Annotated in this window: 18 protein-coding genes; 16 read left to right on the forward strand and 2 right to left on the reverse strand. The window is 65.7% G+C overall.

Annotated features, from left to right (window positions below; genetic code table 11):
• Nucleotides 1-3 precede the first annotated feature (3 nt).
• On the reverse strand, nt 4-516 hold the full coding sequence (locus MI302_RS12160) for an HNH endonuclease (protein ID WP_026329021.1): 513 nt from the start codon (nt 514-516) through the stop codon (nt 4-6).
• A gap of 98 nt (nt 517-614) precedes the next feature.
• Between MI302_RS12160 and MI302_RS02100 the strand changes: the two genes are divergently transcribed.
• The 16 genes from MI302_RS02100 (at nt 615) to MI302_RS02175 (ending at nt 17,270) form a co-directional block, all read left to right on the forward strand.
• Complete coding sequence (locus tag MI302_RS02100) at nt 615-1,964, forward strand: tetratricopeptide repeat protein (RefSeq protein WP_239726064.1); 1,350 nt, start codon at nt 615-617, stop codon at nt 1,962-1,964.
• 1 nt (nt 1,965) lies between these two features.
• Nucleotides 1,966-2,769 (forward strand): SPOR domain-containing protein, encoded by an 804-nt coding sequence (locus MI302_RS02105; RefSeq protein WP_126203437.1) that lies wholly within the window; start codon nt 1,966-1,968, stop codon nt 2,767-2,769.
• A complete protein-coding gene (locus tag MI302_RS02110; RefSeq protein WP_126178527.1) occupies nt 2,766-3,401 on the forward strand; it encodes a redox-sensing transcriptional repressor Rex in 636 nt (211 codons plus the stop codon). Before MI302_RS02105 ends, MI302_RS02110 begins: the two co-directional genes overlap by 4 nt.
• Nucleotides 3,402-3,507: 106 nt before the next feature.
• Nucleotides 3,508-4,452 (forward strand): polyprenyl synthetase family protein, encoded by a 945-nt coding sequence (locus tag MI302_RS02115; RefSeq protein WP_239726490.1) that lies wholly within the window; start codon nt 3,508-3,510, stop codon nt 4,450-4,452.
• A gap of 85 nt (nt 4,453-4,537) precedes the next feature.
• Complete coding sequence (locus MI302_RS02120) at nt 4,538-5,797, forward strand: Glu/Leu/Phe/Val dehydrogenase (protein ID WP_239726065.1); 1,260 nt, start codon at nt 4,538-4,540, stop codon at nt 5,795-5,797.
• Nucleotides 5,798-5,808: 11 nt separating this feature from the next.
• Entirely contained in the window at nt 5,809-7,083 is a 1,275-nt protein-coding gene (locus MI302_RS02125) for a Glu/Leu/Phe/Val dehydrogenase (protein WP_239726066.1), read from the forward strand.
• 19 nt (nt 7,084-7,102) lie between these two features.
• Nucleotides 7,103-7,624, forward strand: a complete 522-nt coding sequence (locus MI302_RS02130) for a GNAT family N-acetyltransferase (RefSeq protein ID WP_126187554.1) — start codon at nt 7,103-7,105, stop codon at nt 7,622-7,624.
• Between the two features lies 1 nt (nt 7,625).
• Nucleotides 7,626-8,516, forward strand: coding sequence for a 2-hydroxyacid dehydrogenase (locus tag MI302_RS02135; RefSeq protein ID WP_239726491.1), 891 nt, complete (start codon nt 7,626-7,628; stop codon nt 8,514-8,516).
• 52 nt (nt 8,517-8,568) lie between these two features.
• Complete coding sequence (locus tag MI302_RS02140) at nt 8,569-8,790, forward strand: hypothetical protein (RefSeq protein WP_126200444.1); 222 nt, start codon at nt 8,569-8,571, stop codon at nt 8,788-8,790.
• A gap of 62 nt (nt 8,791-8,852) precedes the next feature.
• Nucleotides 8,853-9,875, forward strand: a complete 1,023-nt coding sequence (locus tag MI302_RS02145) for a deoxyhypusine synthase (RefSeq protein WP_239726067.1) — start codon at nt 8,853-8,855, stop codon at nt 9,873-9,875.
• Between the two features lie 89 nt (nt 9,876-9,964).
• Nucleotides 9,965-12,748 carry a tetratricopeptide repeat protein gene (locus MI302_RS02150; protein ID WP_239726068.1) on the forward strand — a complete coding sequence of 928 codons (2,784 nt, stop codon included), beginning with the start codon at nt 9,965-9,967 and terminating at the stop codon, nt 12,746-12,748.
• 5 nt (nt 12,749-12,753) lie between these two features.
• Nucleotides 12,754-13,578 (forward strand): menaquinone biosynthesis family protein, encoded by an 825-nt coding sequence (locus MI302_RS02155; protein WP_015718066.1) that lies wholly within the window; start codon nt 12,754-12,756, stop codon nt 13,576-13,578.
• A 9-nt stretch (nt 13,579-13,587) separates the two neighbouring features.
• A complete protein-coding gene (locus MI302_RS02160; RefSeq protein WP_015718065.1) occupies nt 13,588-14,214 on the forward strand; it encodes a Crp/Fnr family transcriptional regulator in 627 nt (208 codons plus the stop codon).
• Between the two features lie 10 nt (nt 14,215-14,224).
• Nucleotides 14,225-15,679 carry a bacillithiol biosynthesis cysteine-adding enzyme BshC gene (gene bshC / locus MI302_RS02165; protein ID WP_239726069.1) on the forward strand — a complete coding sequence of 485 codons (1,455 nt, stop codon included), beginning with the start codon at nt 14,225-14,227 and terminating at the stop codon, nt 15,677-15,679.
• 21 nt (nt 15,680-15,700) lie between these two features.
• Entirely contained in the window at nt 15,701-16,798 is a 1,098-nt protein-coding gene (locus MI302_RS02170; protein WP_015718063.1) for a SpoIID/LytB domain-containing protein, read from the forward strand.
• Between the two features lie 25 nt (nt 16,799-16,823).
• Nucleotides 16,824-17,270 carry a methylated-DNA--[protein]-cysteine S-methyltransferase gene (locus tag MI302_RS02175; protein WP_041438722.1) on the forward strand — a complete coding sequence of 149 codons (447 nt, stop codon included), beginning with the start codon at nt 16,824-16,826 and terminating at the stop codon, nt 17,268-17,270.
• On the opposite strand, the gene MI302_RS02180 is transcribed toward MI302_RS02175, so the two are convergent.
• Complete coding sequence (locus tag MI302_RS02180) at nt 17,267-18,694, reverse strand: glycoside hydrolase family 13 protein (protein ID WP_239726070.1); 1,428 nt, start codon at nt 18,692-18,694, stop codon at nt 17,267-17,269. The genes MI302_RS02175 and MI302_RS02180 overlap by 4 nt on opposite strands.
• Nucleotides 18,695-18,771: the final 77 nt, after the last annotated feature.

The raw sequence follows: 18,771 nt of genomic DNA on the forward strand, positions 1-18,771 counted from the left end.
GGGTTAGGACAACCAGGCTTGAAGGTAGGGCTGCCAGTCCTCGGGGACCTCCTTCAGGTCGGAAAGAAAAAGGGGCGCCTTGGGCGCCCGGGGAGGCTTTAGTAGGCGCATCCCCGCCTCCTCGGGGGTGCGGTCCCCCTTCTTCAGGTTGCAGGAGCGGCAGGCGGCCACCAGGTTCTCCCAGGTGCTCCTGCCTCCCCGGCTTCTGGGAAGCACGTGGTCCACGGTGAGCTCCCCTCCCTGGCGGCCGCAGTACTGGCAGGTGTAGCGGTCCCGCCTCAGGATGTTGCGGCGGTTTAGGGGGATGCGGCTTGGCCCCCGCCGCACCAGGCGCTTCAAGCGGATGACGCTGGGGACTGGGATCCGGGTGGAGGGAGTGTGCAGGTAGCGCCCGCTTTCCGAAAGCATCTCTGCTCCGCCGGAAAGCACCAGGAGGACGCTTCGCTTGATGCTGGCGAGCCCCAGGACCTCGTAGGCGGCATTCAGCACCAGCACCCTTGGGGCATCCAGGTCCAAGGGTTTAGCAGGGACCCCACCCACGTCCTTAGGATAGCAAAAGGCCTTTCGCCTGGAGCTATGCTATGCTAAGGGCAACGACGGGTTTGGAGGCCCTTATGATGAGACCTTTTCCCAAAGCCCTTTCCCTTCTCCTCGGGCTGGGTTTGGCTTTGGCGCAAACCTCCTTGGAGCGGGCAGAATCCCTTTTCAAAGCCGGGGAGTACGTCCAGGCCGCCCTGGCTTACGAAGAGGTTCTAGCGCAGGACTATGGCCGCTTTGAGGCCCATCTGGGCCTTGGGGTGAGCCTCTTCCGCCTGGGCCGCCTCGAGGAGGCCCGCTTCGCCTTTGACCAGATGGTCCGGCTCTTCCCGGACCGCTACGAGGGGCATTTCAACCTGGGCCAGGTCTACCTGCGCCTGGGAAAGCCTAAGGAGGCAGCGGAAGCCTTTGCCAAGGCGGCGGAGCTTTCCCCCACCGAGGAGGCCTTTTTGGGCTGGGCCAGCGCCCTCACCCAGGCGGGACAGGCCAAGGAGGCGGCGGAGGTTTTAAGGAAGGGGCTTACCCCAGAGCGTAGCCCCGCCTACCACTTGGCCCTGGCCCAGGCCCTTTATGCCGCCCAGGCCGGGCCCGAGGCGGTTCCGGTCCTCTATCGTCTGCTTAACCACACCCCTCAGCTGGCCGAGGCCTGGGACCTTCTGGCCCGCATCCTGGCGGAGGAAGGGCTTAAGGAAAGGGCCTTGAGGGAGCTGGACCGGGGGCTTAAGGCGGTGGAGGGGAAGGCCAGGGCCAGGCTCCTTCTGCGCAAGGCGCTTCTCTCCTCCCGTCCCGAGCCCTTGCTGAAGGAGGCTTATGCCTTGGATCCATCCCTTTGGGAAGCCGCCTACCTTCTGGGGCAGGCGCGCCTTCAGGCGGGGGATGCCAAGGGAGCCATGGGTTATCTGCTTTCCGCCTATCGGGTAAGCCCGGAGCCCCAGGTGGCCTTGAGCTTGTCGGTGGCCTCCTTGCGCCTGAAGGATTACCAAAACGCTTACCGCTATGCCGACGAGGCTGGGCCTTTGGGAACCTTCCTCAAGGCCCAGGCCGCTTATGCCTTAGGCCGGAAGGAGGAGGCCCTTAAGCTTCTTGAGGGAGTGGGTTCCCCGGAGGCCCAGGCCCTACGGGGCACGTTGCTCCTGGAGATGGGCCGCCTCGAGGAGGCCCTGGCCCTCCTCCGCCCCCTTTATGAGTCCAGCCGGAGTCCGGAGGTGGGGGTGAACCTGGCGGCGGCCCTGGTGGGCCTCGGCCGCTTTGGGGAAGGGGAGGTGGTGCTGAGGGAGGTGTTGGCCAAGGCGCCCAAGCAGGCGGCAGCCTGGTATAACCTGGGCCTGGCCCTGAGGGGCTTGGGCCGGGAGGCGGAGGCAGAGCGGGCCTTGGCCCAAGCGGCGGCCTTGGGCTCCAAGGAGGCCCAGGCGCTCCTTCGGAGGTAGGATGCGTTGGCTACGTGAGAACTGGTTGGACTTCCTCATCTTTCTCCTCATCGCCCTGGTGGCGGCGGGCATTGTCCTTTACCTAACCGGCATCAATCCCTTTGCCCGGCCAAGGGAGAGTGCCTCGCCCATGCCCGGGCCTTCGGTCACCTCCTCGCCCCCTCCTTCCCCGGACCAGCCTCCCAAGGTGGAGCCTGCCCCCCAGGTGCCCTCCCCTGAGGCCAAACCGGCCCCTGAACCCGTGGTTACCGTGCTCCCCCTACCCCAGGCTCCAGCGGAGTCCAAGCCAGCACCCCAGGAAAAACCCACAGCTTCGCCTGGAGGATCCCCTCCAAGCGCACCTGCTCCTTCGGCACCCGCGTCGGGGGGAACCTACCGGGTGGCGGTGGGGGCCTTCGCCGACCCGGGGAATGCGGCCAGGCTCCGCCAGGAGCTGGTAGAGAAGGGTTACCCAGCCCGGCTGGAGCCCGCGGGGAACCTGACCCGGGTGGTGGTGGGTCCCTATACCAGCGAGGCCGAGGCCCGCAGGGTGGCGGAGGTCCTGGCCTCCTATGGGGCCCAGGTGTACCGGGGCCAGGGGGCACCCCCGCCCGCCTCCAGCACCCTCTACCTGCAGGTGGGAGCCTTCCAAAAAGAGGAAAACGCCTTAGCCCTGGCAAGCAAGCTTAGGGAGATGGACCTGCCGGTGGTGTTGGTCAAGGATGGGGTTTACCGGGTCCGCATTGGCCCGGTGGCCGAGGAGGAAAAAGAGGAGCTAAAAGCGAAAGTGCAGGCCTTGGGCCTCGAGGCCCTGGAGGTGCGATGAAGGTACCCAGCGCCGCCATCAGCCGGTTGGTGACCTACCTGCGTATCCTGGAGGAACTGGAGGCTAAGGGCATCCACCGCACCAGCTCCGAGCAGCTGGCAGAAGAGGCCCAGGTAACGGCTTTCCAGGTGCGGAAGGACCTCTCCTACTTCGGTTCCTACGGCACCCGAGGGGTGGGTTACACGGTCCCCGTGCTTAAGCGGGAGCTCCGCCACATCCTGGGGTTGAACCGCAAATGGGGTCTTTGCATCGTGGGCATGGGCCGCCTGGGTAGCGCTTTGGCCGATTATCCGGGGTTTGGCGAGAGCTTTGAGCTTAGGGGCTTTTTTGACATAGACCCGGAGAAGATCGGCCGCAAGGTGGGAAGCGGGGTGGTGGAGCATTTGGACCTCCTCCCCGTGAGGGTTCCGGGCCGCATTGAGATCGCCCTTCTCACCGTGCCCCGGGAGGCCGCCCAAGAGGCCGCCGACCGCTTGGTGGCCGCAGGGATCAAGGGCATCCTCAACTTCGCTCCCACGGTGCTGGAGGTGCCTAAAGAGGTGGCGGTGGAGAACGTGGACTTCCTGGCGGGCCTTACCCGGCTGAGTTTCGCTATACTGAATCCCAAGTGGCGCGAGGAGATGATGGGGTGAGATTATGAAGGGACTAAACTGGGTGGCGCTTGACACGCAGACGGGCAGGATGGCTGGGTCCTAGCTTAGGATTGCCCTGGGGCCTAAGGCTATACTGGGGGGCGTGGTGGTCCTTCCCGACCTCGAGGCCTCCCTTCGTCGCTTTGAGGAGGCCCTCTCCGAGCTGGTCCAGTCCGATGTCCTCTTCGTGCGCCTCATCCACCAAGACCTGGTGACGGCGGGGGGCAAGCGCATCCGCCCCCGGTTGGTGTTGTTGGCCTCGAGGGCCCTGGGAGGTGCTCCCTTTGAGATGGAGCTGGCTTTGGCGGTGGAGCTTTTGCACTCCGCCACCCTGCTTCACGATGACCTCATTGACGACGCCGAAACCCGAAGGGGCAAGGAGGCGGCCTTTCGTAAATACGGCAATGCGGTATCGGTACTCTCCGGGGATTTTCTCCTTTCGCGGCTCCTTCATGTGATCGCCAAGACGGGAAGCCTGGAGCTGGTGGAGCGCTTTGCCCAGGTGGCCAAAACCCTAAGCGAGGGGGAGGTTTTACAGTTCCAGGTGGCGGCCCTTGAGGACTACTCCCTGGAAAACTACGAGCGCATCATCACCGCCAAGACGGCGGTGCTTATGGAACTCAGCACGGAAGGCCCCGCCCTCCTCAAGGGGGTGGATGGGGAGGTGCGGGAGGCCTTGGCCCGCTTTGGCCTCCTCTACGGCCAGGCCTTCCAGATGCGGGACGATTACCTGGACCTCATGGGCACCCCTGAGGCCTTGGGCAAGCCCGTGGGGGGGGATCTGCGGGAGGGCAAGGCCACCTTGATCACCCTGCTCCTCATGGAGCGTTACCCGGAGGTGCGGGAGCTCCTTAGGCGCAAGGGGCGAGGGGAAGGGGACCTCGAGCGCCTCCGCACCCTGGCCCGGGAAAGCGGGGTGGCCAAGGAGGTGGAGGAGCGCATCCGGGAGAGGGCAGGCTCGGCGGCGGAGGCCCTGAGGCCCTTGCCGCCATCCCCTTACAAGGAGGCCCTTAGGGCCTTGGCCCTTAAGGAAGCGGAGAGGCTCTCCTGATCCCGCCCCGGGCCGAGGCTGGTCGATTTGAGGGCCCCATGGGGTTTGGGCTTTGGAGCGGGGTATAATCCCCTCCGGTGAGGCTATGGCTATTCCCGCATACAGGTCCCCGGAGGACCCTGGCCTCTGGGAGGCCTTCCTGGAGCGATTGGAAAAGACCTTAAGGGTGGCGGCGATCCACCCCACCACGGTGGAGTACCTGGCTCACCCCAAGCGCCTGGTCACGGTTTCCCTGCCCGTGGTCATGGACGACGGGAAGGTGCGGGTTTTCCAGGGCTATCGGGTGGTGCACGATATCGCCCGGGGGCCCGCTAAGGGGGGGGTGAGGATTCATCCCAAGGTAACCCTGGGCCAGACGGCGGGCCTGGCCGCCTGGATGACCTTGAAGGCGGCCGTTTACGATCTGCCCTTTGGCGGGGCGGCGGGGGGGATTGCCGCCGACCCCAGGCTTCTTTCCCGGAGGGAGCTCGAGCGGCTGGTGCGCCGTTACACCGCCGAGCTGGTCAACCTGATCGGGCCCGACATCGACATCTTGGGCCCCGACCTGGGGACCGACCAGCAGGTGATGGCCTGGATCATGGACACCTACTCCATGACCGTGGGCTCCACGGTGCCCGGGGTGGTGACGGGCAAGCCCCATGCCCTTGGGGGGAGCGAGGGCCGGGACGATGCCGCTGGGCTTGGGGTGGCCCTGGTGCTCAAGGAGCTTGCCGGGCGCCGGGGGCTTCCCCTGGAAGGGGCCAGGGTGGCGGTGCAGGGCTTCGGCCAGGTGGGAGGCAGTTTCGCCTTGCATGCCGAAGGGATGGGCTTGAAGGTGGTGGCGGTATCCACGGCCCGGGGGGCCATGTACCAGGAAGAGGGCCTCGAGGTGGCCGAGGTCCTGCGCCACTACGAGGCCACGGGAGAGCTTCCCCGCTACGACCTTGCCCCGGAGGAGCTTTTCGCCTTGGATGTGGACTACCTGGTCCTGGCGGCCCTCGAGGGAGCCTTGAAGGGGGACACAGCCAAGGCGGTCCGGGCCCAGGTGGTGCTGGAGGCTGCCAACTTCGGCCTGACCCAGGAGGCCGAAGCCTACCTCCTGGGCAAGGGGATTTTGGTGGTGCCGGATCTCCTAACGGGGGGCGGGGGGCTTTTGGCCAGTTACCTGGAATGGGTACAGGATCTCAACATGTTCTTCTGGAGCGAGGAGGAGGTGCGGCAAAGCTTCGCTAAGAGCGTGGCCAAGGCGGTGGCTGAGGTGTGCGATAGGGCTGAGGTTCTTTCCACCGATTTGCGCACCGGGGCCATGGCCCTGGCCTTGGAACGGGTGAACGAGGCCACGCGGCTAAGAGGCGTCTACCCCTAAGAGGAGTGTCTATGAAGAGCGAACCCCTTTCCTACCTGGGCAAGGACGGCGGTCCTTGGGAGATCTTCGTGGAGCAGGTGGACCGGGTGGTCCCCTACCTGGGGCGGTATGCCCCCTTGGCGGAAAGCCTTAAAAGGCCCAAGCGGATTTTGATCGTGGACGTACCCATTCACCTGGACGACGGCACCGTGGCGTATTTTGAGGGCTACCGGGTCCACCACAACACCGCCCGGGGGCCGGCCAAGGGGGGAGTGCGCTACCACCCCGAGGTGACCCTTTCCGAGGTGATGGCCCTGGCCGCCTGGATGACCATTAAGAATGCCGCCGTGGGCCTGCCCTATGGGGGCGGCAAGGGGGGCATCCGGGTGGACCCCAAGAAGCTTTCCCCGGGGGAGCTGGAGCGCCTCACCCGCCGCTACACCTCGGAGATCGGGATCCTTTTGGGCCCGGATCGGGACATTCCTGCCCCCGATGTGAACACCGGAGAGCGGGAGATGGCCTGGATGATGGACACCTTTTCCATGAACGTGGGCCGCACGGTGCCCGGGGTGGTGACGGGAAAGCCCATTGCCCTGGGGGGTTCCTTGGGAAGGCGGGATGCCACGGGCCGCGGGGTCTTCGTCACCGCCAGGGCGGCGGCGGAGAAGATCGGCCTTCCCATAGAGGGAAGCCGGGTCATCCTCCAGGGCTTCGGCAACGTGGGGAACGCCGCTGCCCGCATCTTCCACGACCACGGGGCCCGGATCATCGCCATCCAGGACCACACGGGCACCATCTACAACGAGGCGGGGATAGATCCTTATGACCTTCTCCGGCACGTGGCGGAGTTCGGAGGGGTGCGGGGTTACCCCAAGGCCGAGCCCCTGCCCAATCCCGAGTTCTGGGCCGTGCCCGCAGAGTTTCTCATCCCTGCGGCTTTGGAAAAGCAGATCACCGAGCAGAATGCCTGGCGCATCCAGGCCAAGATCGTCGCCGAGGGAGCCAACGGCCCCACCACCCCGGCTGCCGACGATATCCTCCTGGAGAAGGGGGTTTTGGTGGTGCCCGACGTGATCGCCAACGCCGGGGGGGTGACGGTGAGCTACTTTGAGTGGGTGCAGGACTTCAACTCCTACTTCTGGACGGAGGAAGAGATCAACGCACGTTTGGAGCGGGTCCTTAGAAATGCCTTTGAGGCGGTGTGGCAGGTGAGCCAGGAGAAGAAGATTCCCTTGCGCACGGCGGCCTATGTGGTGGCCGCCACCCGGGTCCTCGAGGCCAGGGCCCTCAGGGGGCTTTACCCCTAGCCTCCGTTAGGCTATTCGTGTGGACTGGCCCCGCTATGGCCGCGTTACGCTGAAGCCCTTTAGCGCGGGGCTCACCGAGGAGGAGTGGAAGGGGCTTTACGAAACCTTCCGCGATCCTGAGGTGGCGGAGTGGAACGGCTCGAGCCCCTTGCGCTCGCCTTTCTGGCTTTTCAAGCGTTTCGTCCTGGCGGAGATGCGCCGCAAGGACCGCCTGGCCTTTGTCATTTTGGACGAGAAGGGGGAGTACCTGGGGACCCTGGAGCTTTACGATCTCACCCCGGAGGAGGCTACCTTGGGCATCCTCATCGGGCGGAAGGACCGCTGGGGGCAGGGCTACGGCACCGAGGCGGTGCGGGCGGCCTTGGCCTACGCCTTCGGCCCTTTGGGCCTTAAGCGGGTGAAGCTTCGCACCTTCGCCCATAACGTAAGGGCCAGGCGGGCTTTTGAGAAGGCGGGTTTCCGCCAGGTGGGCCTGGGCCCGGGGCCCAAGGGCAGGGAGGATGTGTACATGGAGGTGACCCGTGGTCAGCCGGAAGGCTAGCGTGCGCATCTTGAGCCCAAGGCTTAGGGAAGAGGTCTTTGCCCTTTTACCCCAAGAGGTGGAGGTATATTACCTGGAAGAGCCTTGGCCCAAGGCGGTGGACTTCTTCCTGCCTCCTTTCGGCCAGGAGGCGGTGGTGCGGCGGGTGCTGGAACAAGTGGAGGTCAAGGTGGTCCAGACCCTTTCCGCCGGGGTGGACTGGATCCTGCCCCTTGTGCCCGAGGGGGTGGTGCTTTGCGATGGCTCGGGCATCCACGACGTGCCCGTGGCGGAGTGGGTGATGATGAGCCTTTTGGCCCTCCTTAAGGACCTGCCTGCCTTTTTGCAGGCCCAGGGGGAAGGGCGCTGGGCTCCCAGGGTGCTGGCCGACCTCGAGGGCAAGAAGGTGCTTCTATTGGGCTACGGTTCCATCGGGAAAGCCGTGGAGGAGAGGCTTAGGGCCTTTGGGGTGGAGGTGCTTCCCGTGGCCAGGCACGCCCGCCCTGGGGTCTACACTCCCCAGGACCTCCCGCATCTTCTGCCCCAGGCGGATGCCGTGGTGGTTCTGCTTCCCCTTACCCCCGAAACCCGGGGGCTGGTGGACCGGGAGTTTCTTTCCTGGATGAAGCCGGGGGCCCTTCTGGTGAACGCCGGCCGGGGGCCAGTGGTGGACACAGAAGCCCTCCTCGAGGCGCTACGGGAGGGGAAGGTTCGGGCAGCCTTGGATGTCACTGACCCTGAGCCCCTACCTTCCGACCATCCTCTTTGGCAGGCTCCTGGAGTCCTCATCACCCCGCATGTGGCTGGGCTTTCCCAGGGTTTCCACCGCCGGGCGGCCCGGTTTTTGGCGGAGCAGGTGGGGCGATACCTCCGGGGGGAGCCTCTTAGGAACGTGGTGCAGGAGGGATACTAAAGCTGGGGTTGCCGGTGACGAGAATAGACACGGGGTTTTTGAGGATCATCCCATGAGGGTCATTCTCCACGGGGACCTTAGGCGGTTTGGGGAGGCTTTGGAGGTGGAGGCCAAGACGCCCAAGGAAGCCCTGGAGAAGCTGGGCATTCCCCTGGAGGAGGCCTGGCTTCTGGCGGTGGGTGGAAGGATGGTGGAGCCCCACGAGGAAGTGGAGGGCCCCCTCGAGGTCTACCCCCCCATCGCCGGGGGTGGTATACTGGAAGTCCTGCCCTAAAGGCAGGGGGCGCGAACAAGGGGGGAGCCGCCCGACGCCCACCCCGCGTAGAAAGGAGAAGGATGGAGAAGAAAGAACTCCTCTCTACGCCCGTGGTCCCCATAGACATCAAGGCCTTTGACGCTGGGCCCATCCTCGAGGCCATGGGAAAAACGGCCTTCCAGGCCCGGAACCTCCACCGGGCGGCGGAGATCTACCTCAAGATGCTGGAGGACGACGCCGGCGTCATCCTCACCCTGGCGGGGAGCCTGGTTTCCGCGGGCCAGGGCCTCATCATCCACGACCTCATCCGGAAGGGCCTGGTGGACGTTATCGTGGCCACCGGGGCCAACATTGTGGACCAGGACTTCTTTGAGGCCTTGGGCCACCGCCACTACCAGGGAGACCCCAAGGCTGACGATGAAGCCCTTAGGCAGCTTTGGATTGACCGCATCTACGACACCTACATCGACGAGGAGGAGCTCCGCCACACGGACTACACCATCGCCGAGATCGCCGATTCCCTGGAGCCTAGGCCCTACTCCAGTCGGGAGTTCATCTGGCACATGGGCCGCTACCTGGCGGAAAGGGGCCTGGGGGAGAAGAGCATCGTCCGGGCTGCTTACGAGGAGGGGGTGCCCATCTTCGTGCCTGCCTTCTCCGACTCCTCCGCAGGCTTCGGCCTGGTCTACCACCAGGTGAAAAACCCCAAGGCCCACGTGACCATTGACTCCGTGGCCGACTTCCGCGAGCTCACCCAGATCAAGCTCAAAGCCGGCACCACGGGCCTGGTGATGCTGGGGGGTGGGGTGCCCAAGAACTTCGCCCAGGACATCGTGGTGGCGGCCGAGGTGCTGGGCCACCAGGTGGAGATGCACAAGTACGCTATCCAGATCACCGTGGCCGACGAGCGGGATGGGGGGCTTTCCGGCTCCACCCTCTCCGAGGCCCAAAGCTGGGGCAAGGTGGACGCCGCCCTTTCCCAGATGGTCTTCGCCGAGGCCACCCTGGCCTTCCCCCTCCTGGCCTCCTACGTTTACCACCGGGCTCCCATGCGGGCCAAGCGGCGCTACGCCGACCTCTTCGCTAGGGAGGTTCCCGCCTAGCGGGCCGGGGTTCCCCCCGCTTGGGGTTATGCCCGGGCGGGGGGTTTCTGCTGGACCAACCCCCCCTCCCTTTGGTAGACTTCCGGCAAATGCCCGATGAGCTAAGGCTATACCTGAAGGAGCGGTTTGGCGTTTTGGGGCCGGTTTCCCCTGGGCGTTTTGAGGCCGAGTTGGCCAAGCGGGTGGGAAGCCCCGCCAAGCGGGAGCCTGTTCTCAAGGCCTGGCGGGCCTACCTTTCGGGGGGCGGCAGGGAGGCGGTGCGAAGTTTCTACCAGGAGATCCTCAAGGTGCCCAAGGGGGAGGCCCTGGTCTACGGCATGCACCTGCCCTTTTTGGAGTTCTACGCCCGGGAGGTGCCTTCCCGCTTGGAGGGGCGGGTTTTGGAGGTGGGGGCCTTCACCGGGGCCTTGGTGGGATATTTGCAAAGGAAGCGGCCCGAGCTTTCCTTCCACGCCCTGGACGGGGTGGAGAAGGCCGTGGAGCTTGGGAAAAAGCGGGTGCCCGAGGTGGTTTGGCATGCGGCCTGGGCGGAGGAGGCGGAGCTTCCTCCCTTTGACACCCTGCTTCTCCTTTCCGTGTTCCCCGAGGGCTTTGTAGACCAGGAGCTGGAAAGCCGCCTCGAGGCCCCTTCCTTCTGGAAGTGCTTCAGTTTCTTTGATCGCCTTCCCCTTCTGGCCCGGCTTTTGAGGCCCGGTGGGCTTTTGATCTACGGCCACGGACCCTTCCTGGGCAAAAGCCCGGAAGGGGTGGAGGAAGGCCTAAAGCACCTGGGGTTTGACCAGGTGGAGCGGGTGGGGGAAGGGGAGTACTTTCTGGTGCTGGCGAGAAGGCCCGAGGCACTGGAGGTTAAAGAGGAGGCCTGGTCCCTGGCGGTGGACGAGGAAGCTTCCCTGGACCTCGAGGAGGCACCCCTGCAGGTTCCCGTTCTGGTTCAGGGGGATCTTTCCGAGGTGCGGGAGCTTCTGGCCGCAGGGCGGTATGCGGAGGTGCTGGCCCATCTGCCCGAGGGAGTGGAAGGGGAGGCGGCCTGCCTGAGGGGGCGGGCCCTTTTCGCCCTTTCCCGCTATGCCGAGGCGGAGGAGGTCTTAAGGCGGGCTCTTTCCGAGGAGGCGGAGGACCTGAGGGCCATGGTGCTGGTGGAGCTCGGGGAGTACGAGCGGGCCAGGCCCCGCCTCGAGGCCCTGGCCGGGAGGGGTGGGAGGTACCGCATTTACCTGGGCCGGGTCTACCTGAGCCTGGGGCGGTATGCGGACGCCCTCAGGCAGTTTGTGGAATCGGGCCTGCCCGAGGCGGAAGGGTACGTGCGGGAGGCCCTGGAGCGGATCACCGAGCGCATGCGCCGCTTCGCCCGGGAAGGGGAGTGGGCGGAGGTAAGCCGCCGGGCGGAGTTTGTGGAGGACCTTTCCCCAACCCTCCTGACCCGGGAGATGCTCCGGCTTGGCTTAAAGGCCGCCCTGATCCAGGGGCTTTTTGCCCGGGCGGAGCGGTATGCCAGGAGGCTTGCGGATCTGGACGAGGCCGAGGGCTTCTTAGGGCTCGCCTTGGTGGCCCTAAGGGTGCGCTCCCCTCTGGAGGTGCGGCCTCTAGAGGATTTAAAGCCGGTGGAGCCCTACCTCACCGAGGCCTTGGCCCGGGCGGAGATCCCCGAGGCCTTGCTGCTTCTTGGGATGCTCCGGGAACGGGAGGGGCGCCACCTAGAGGCCCTGCGCCTTTTGGAGCGGGCGGCGGAGCGGGGAACAGGGGAGGTGGCGGGCCTGGCCTACCACCACCTGGCCCAGGTGAAGAGGGCCCTCAGGCGGCCCCTTAAAGAGATCCTGGGGGACCACAAGCGGGCCCACGCCTTGAGGGCCTACCCTGCCCCCTACCTGTTCCAGCTGGCCCAGGAGGCCCTGAAGGGGGGAGAGGAGGTCCTGGCCAGGGAGCTTCTCTCCCGGGCCCGGGATGCCGGGCTTTCCGAGGTGGCCGAGGAGGACCTCATGGGGCTCCTTGCCCTTCTGGAGAGGTTGGAGGGTCCCTGGGCTGCTTTCAGCCTTCTCTACCAGGCCCTTTCCCGCACGCCCAAGCCCCCCCTGGAGCTTCTGGCCCTGGCCTACCGGCTTTCCCGTGGTTTCCGGGAAAGCCCCGAGGCCTCGGAGGTGCGGGGGCAGTATCTGGCAGCCCTGTATGCCGAGGGGCGGGGGGAGGAGGTGGAAAGGCTCTTGCTGGAGGAACTGAAGGCTGACCCCCAGGCCCTGGAGGTGCTCTTTGACCTGGCGGAGCACCACGAGGCCCAGGGCAACTGGCGGAAGGCGGCGGAGTACTGGCAGAAGGCCTTGGAGGTAGCCCTCTACCGGGAAAAGGACCTGGACCTTTCCCGGGAGGTCCTGAGAAACCTCCTGTTCCTCAGGCCTCACGACGAGAGCCTTACCCTTTACCTGGAGGAGCTTAAGGCGGTGAGCCGGGGCCTGGAGGCCTTGGAGGAAAGCCCAAAGGCCCTGCCCGAGACCAAGGAGGAGCTCCTTCAGGAAGGCATTCCCCAGTTCCACGGGGAACACCTTTTGGTGGTGGGTGGGCACACCCAGCTTAGAAGCCGGCTTGTTCCTTTCCTCGAGGCCCGGGGCCTCAAGGTGGACTGGTTTGACGCGGATACCGCCGGGGTGGGCAAGGAGGCCCTGAGGCGTATCCTGAACCGCCTGGAGAAGGCCCATGGCCTGATGATCGTTTCCAGCTACGTGGGGCATGACTTCTCCGAGCCCGTGCGCCTCGAGGCGGAGCGCCTGGGGGTTCCGGTCTACGTGATCCCGGGGCGGGCCCGGGGGGCCACGGGGTTTTTAAGAGCCCTCAAGGCCTTCGCCCCCGAGCTCTTCAAACGAGCCCTCAAGGGGGTACAGTAGGGTTCATGGAGGCGCCGGTTCTGAAGCTGGGCTACTCCCCCTGCCCCAACGACACCTTCATCTTCTACGCCCTCACCCATGGCCTTGTGGAAAGCCCCCTTCCGGTGGAGGCGGTTTTGGAGGACGTGGAAACCCTGAACCGCTGGGCTTTGGAGGGGAGGCTACCCCTGACCAAGCTCTCCTATGCCGCCTATGGGAGGGTGCGGGACCGGTATGTGGCCCTGAGGAGCGGAGGAGCCTTGGGAAGAGGGGTGGGCCCTTTGGTGGTGGCCAAAAAGCCCTTGAGGAGCCTAAAGGGAGCCCGGGTGGCTATTCCCGGGCGGAACACCACGGCCTTTTTGCTCCTCTCCCTGTACGCGGAAGGGTTTGAGCCGGTGGAGGTGCGCTACGACCGGATCATGCCCCTGGTGGCCCAAGGGGAGGTGGAGGCAGGCCTCATCATCCACGAAAGCCGTTTCACCTACCCGGAGTACGGCCTGGTCAGGGTCCTGGACCTGGGGGAGTGGTGGGAGGGGGAAACGGGCCTGCCCCTTCCCTTGGGGGCCATCCTGGCCCGGCGGGATCTGGGGAAGGAGCTCATCCAGGCCCTGGACGAGGCGGTGCGGCGGAGCCTGGAATACGCCTTTGCCCATCCCGAGGAAACCCTTCCCTACCTGAAAGCCCATGCCCAGGAGCTTTCGGAGGAGGTGATCTGGGCCCATGTGCGCACCTATGTGAACGGGTTCAGCCAGGACGTGGGGGAGGAAGGGGAAAAGGCGGTGAAACGGCTCTTCGCTGAGGCCGAGGCCCGGGGGCTTATCCCTTCCTCCGAAGCCCCCCTCTTTTTGTAAACTCGGGGCATGTTCCAGGAGCTTTCCCTCGAGGCCCGGCGGGAGATGGCCAGGGTGTTCCAGCCCAAGAGGGTCTTGCGGGGTACCCCCCTCTACGCCCTGGGGGACCGGGCGGACGGGGTGTACCTGGTGCGGGAAGGGCTTGTCTGGCTGGAGGGACCCCGCTCGGCGGAAGGGGAGCCCGCCACCTTGGGGGTGGTGGGGCCTGGGGGGCTTTTTGGGGAGGAGGCCCTGGTGGGGGGAGGAAGGCGCACTTCGGGGGCCACCGCCCTGACCTACGCCGAGTTCCTCTTCGCCCCCCAGGAAGCCCTGGCCCCCGTGCGGGCGCGTTTTCCCGAGGTGGAGCGCTTCCTCCTGGAGGCCCTCTACGCCCGGCTGAAGGAGGCGGAGGAGCGGCTTTGGGAACTGCGCCACCTCTCCGTGAGCCAGCGCTTGGCCCGGCTTCTCCTCAGGCTAAGCCAGGCGGGGGAGGTGGCCTTTTCCCACCAGGACCTGGCCCGTATGGTGGGGGCCACCCGGGAGACCGTGACCAAGCTCCTGGGGGAGTGGGCCCTTTCGGGGGTGGTGGACCTGGGCTACCGGAGGGTGGAGGTCCGGGAACCCCAGGCCCTTGCCCGCCTGGCTGAGGCGCTTTAGGCTTTGAAGCATGGAAGCCCAGGTCCTGGCCCAGCTTTTGGGCCTACCCCAGGGGGAAGAGGTCCTCAAAGAGCGCTTGGGCCGGGAAGGACATCCCCAACTCTCTTCGGCGCTTACCGCTTACCTGAAGCGTCTGCAGGCTCCACGGGAGGTCCTGGCGGCCCTCGAGGGCCTGGGGCAGGGGGCGGTGGTCACGGGCCAGCAGGCGGGGCTTCTGGGAGGGCCGGCCCTGACCTTCTACAAGGCCCACACCGCCTTGGGCCTGGCGGAAAAGGTGGGGGCGGCTTCCCTCTTCTGGGTGGCTTCCCAGGACCACGATGTGGAAGAGGTGCGCCACCTTCACCTTCTCCTGGAGGAGGAGGTGCGTACCCTGTCCCTGCCCCTGCCGCCCCTTCCCGCAGGGCGGATTCCATTTGCCCCTTACCGAGAGGCGGTGAGGGAGTTTCTGGGCTTCTGGTCCCGGGATGCCCGGGTGGCCTACGCCCTCGAGGGGGAAACCCTGTCCGAGTTTTTCGCCCGCACCCTCTTGGCCTTTTTGGGGGAGCGGGGCCTCATTCCCTTTGACCCCATGGCCCCGGAGCTTGCCCCCCTTTTCCAAAAGGCCCTGGAAAGGGAGCTGGAGGACCCCAGCTCAAGCGCCCAGGCCATCAACCAGGAGGCGGAGCGCATCCGCGCTTTGGGGGGCAAGCCTCCTTTGAAGCGCAAGCCAGGAGCCACCAATCTTTTTTTAGAAACAGACCAGAGAAGACTGCTTTTTTACCAGGATGGTGCCTTTACCGACGGGGTGCGCCGCTACGGCAAAAAGGAGCTTCTGGAGATCCTCAGGACCGATCCCAGCCGCCTCACCCCCGCAGCGGGCTTGAGGCCGGTATTCCAGGACCTGGTTCTGCCCACGGCGGGCTTCGTGGTGGGTCCCAACGAGTTCCGGTATGTGGCCGAGCTTTCCGGGGTCTACGCCCTTTACGGCATCCCCATGCCTGCCCTCTTCCTTCGCCTGAGGGCGGTGGTTTTGGAGCCTCCCATCCGCCGCATTGTGGAGAGGTACCGCCTGGATCCCTGGGCGTTTGTGGATGGGGGGGAGGATGCCTTTCTTAAGGCTGTCAAGGAGGTGCTGGAAGGGTTCAGGGGCCTCGAGGCCGAGCTTTTGCGCCTCTTGGAGGAGGTGGAGGCCCTGGGCCAGAAGGCCCATGCCCTGGAGCCCACCTTGGAAAGGCCTTTCCGCCGCTTCCAGGCGAGGCTGAAGGGGGAGGGGGAAAGGCTTTTGAAGAAGCTCCTTCGCGCCCGCATGGGGCGGGATGCGGTCCTTCTGCATCACCTGGAGCGCCTCAAGCGGCACCTTTTGCCTCGAGGCCTGCCCCAGGAACGGGTCTACCCCTTCGCCATGTACGCCTTGCGCCACCCGGAGGCCCTCTTTAAGCTCCAGGAGGCACCCATCTCGGGAAAGGCCACCTTGGTTTTGGGCTAGGTGGTAGGATGGGGGCAGTATATGACGCATGGGTTAAAGGGTGCCCTTCTGGCATGCCTCCTTTTGCTGGTCTGGCTCCTGCCCTCCCGGGGCCAGAAGGAGGACCTCCTCCTCAGGGTGCTCCTTAAGGAGGTGCCGGAGGGCCAGGAGGTATCCCTTCTCCTGCCGGAGGGCCAGGGAACCGTGCGGGCCAGGGGGGAGGCCCAAGGGGTCTGGGTGGAGGGCAGGCTCCAGCCCTTTTGGGAGTTTCCCGGACCCTATTTCCGCCTTGATGGGCGCACCTATAGGGGTGGGGTGCGCCTTCTTGCCCAGGGGGGGAGGCTTTGGGTGGTGAACCAGGTCCTTTTGGAGGACTACCTCCTCGGCGTCCTCCCTGCCGAGATGCCCGAGGGCTTCCCCCAGGAGGCTTTAAAGGCCCAGGCGGTGGTGGCCCGCACCTTCGCCGTGAACCGCTTGAATCCCCGGGCTCCTTACGACCTCTGCGCCAGCGAGATCTGCCAGGTCTACCTGGGCTTGGCCGTGGAAACCCCCAGGCATACTGAGGCGGTGAGGGGTACCCGGGGGAAGGTCCTCAGCTACCAGGGAAGGGCCATTTCCGCTCTCTACCACGCCGACTCCGGGGGTATGACCGCAGGGAGCGAGGAGGTCTTTCAGAAGGCCCTGCCCTATTTGCGGCCGAGGCCGGACCCCTACGCCCGGGGTCCCAAAAGCCAGTGGCAGCTTTCCGTGAGCCCGGAGCGGGCGGCGGCGGCCTTGAGGGCCATGGGCCGTACGCCCCAGGCTGGCTCCCCTGGGGATTCCCCGGTGGTGCTGGAGCGAAGCGCCTCGGGAAGGGTGTGGCGCCTGCGGCTTTTGGGGGTGGAGGTGCAGGGCCCGGAGGCCCAGCGGCTGGTGCGGAACCTGGGCCTGCCTTCGGCCTTGGTGGAGTTTAGGGGCTGGCAGGCGGAGGGCCGGGGAGCAGGGCACGGGGTGGGGCTTTCCCAGTGGGGGGCCAAGGGCATGGCGGAGGCAGGGTACGGGTACCGGGAGATCCTCGGGCATTACTTCCCCGGCACCTTCCTCTCCGACCTTTTGCTGGGTGGGATTTCGGACCCCGAGGAGGCTTGGGCCACAAGATAGCCTCGGCCGACCCCGCTAAGGAGCCATGTTGATTCCCACGCCCATCGGTCCTTTGTGGCTCGAGGTGAGCCCTGGGGGAGTGCGGCGTTTGGAGCCCACCCTCTTCCCCCGGGGCCTCGAGGCCAGGGGCCCCTTGGCGGAAGCTGTGCGGGAGCGGGTGCTGGCCTACTTTGCCGGGGAAAAGCCCGATTTTTTGGACATCCCCCTGGACTACACGGGGTTTTCCCCCAAACGGGTGGCCCTTTACGAGAGGGTGCGCCTTATCCCCTACGGGCGCACGGAAAGTTATGGGAGCCTGGCGCGGGAGCTTGGCCTTTCCCCGAGGGCGGTGGGGGCGGGGATGCGGGCCTCGCCCTTTTTCCTCCTGGTGCCTGCCCACCGGGTGATCCACGCCGACGGGCGGCTTGGGGGGTTTGCCGGGCAGGAAGGGCTTAAGGCCTGGCTCCTGCGCTTTGAAGGAGCCTGGCCCTAGACCTCCACCCAGATGGCCACGGAAAAGGGGGGAAGCTCGGGCCCGCAAAGGCGTCCTCCTGCCGGGGTGCAGGTTTTCCCGGAGAGGAGGTCCACGGCCTGGGCCCCTCGAGGCAGGGCACCATGCAGGGGAAAATCCTGGCGGAAAGGCTCAGGAGAAGCGTTCACCACCACCAGGTAGGGCCCCCGGGTGAAGGCCAGGTGCCCGTCTGCGGCATAGACCCGCTGATAGGGGGCGGTGCGGAGCTCAGGGTGTTCCTGGCGCAGGCGGGCCATGCGCCGCACGGTTTGGCGGATTTCCTCCTGCCAACGGGCCTCGTCCCAGATCATCCCTCCCCGGTTTTCCGGGTCGTGGCCCCCTTCCATCCCCACCTCTTCCCCGTAGTACACCGTGGGGTTTCCAGGCAGGAGGAAAAGCAGGGAAAGGGCCAGCTTAGCCCGCTCCACGCTTCCCCTAAGGAGGGTGAGGAGGCGGGGGGTGTCGTGGGAGGTGAGGAGGTTCATCTGGGCCCGCACCACCTCCGGGCGGTAGCGGCTGAAGAGGCCTTCCAGGCGGTGGCTGAAGGCCAGGGCCTGCAGGGGTTCGATCCGCCCCAGGCCCGAGCGGGAGGATAGCTCCTGGTCCAGGACCTCTCCCCCCACGAAGCCCAGGATGGCCCGGCTCAAGGGGTAGTTCATGGTGGCGTCGAACATATCCCCCTGGAGCCAGAAGTCGGCTTCCTCCCAGATCTCCCCCACGATGTAGGCCTCAGGGTTGGCTCCCTTGACCCTCCTGCGGAAGGCCCGCCAGAACTCGGGGTCGGGGATCTCGTTGGGCACGTCCAGCCGCCAGCCGTCCGCGCCGAAGCGGATCCAGTGCTCCGCCACCTCCAGGAGGTACTCCCGCACCGCCGGGGTTTCCACCCGGAGCTTGGGAAGCTCAGGATTGCCCCACCAGGCCTCGTAGTTGGGGTGGCGGCTATAGGGGTTTAGGGGAAAACCCTTCACGTAGTACCAGTCCCGGTAGGGGCTTTGTTCTCCGTTTTCCAAAAGGTGCTGGAAGGCAAAAAAGCCCCTACCCGTGTGGTTGAAGACCCCGTCCAGGATGACCCGCATGCCGTGGGCGTGGGCGACTTCCAGGAGGTGCCTTAGGGCCATGTTCCCCCCCAGGAGGGGATCCACCTGGAAATAGTCCGTGGTGTGGTACCGGTGGTTGGCGGTGGAGGCGAAGACGGGGTTCAGGTAAAGGGCTTCCACCCCCAGGTCCTTGAGGTAGGGGATTTTCTCCGCTATGCCCCAGAGGGTTCCCCCCTTGAAGCCCCTGAGGGAGGGGGGTGCTTCCCAGGGTTCCAAAGGACCCGCCGGGGCAGGCTTTCCGAAAGGGCCAGCCCGGAAGTAGCGGTCGGGAAAGATCTGGTAGAAGAAAGCGCCCTCGTACCAGGCCACGGGGCCAAGTGTACCACGCGGGTAGTGTGTTATAGGTCACAAAAATCCTTGCCTCCTCCAGGTGGCTTTGGTATCCT

The sequence above is a fragment of the Thermus sp. NEB1569 genome (genome assembly GCF_022385295.1).
GTDB lineage: Bacteria > Deinococcota > Deinococci > Deinococcales > Thermaceae > Thermus > Thermus scotoductus.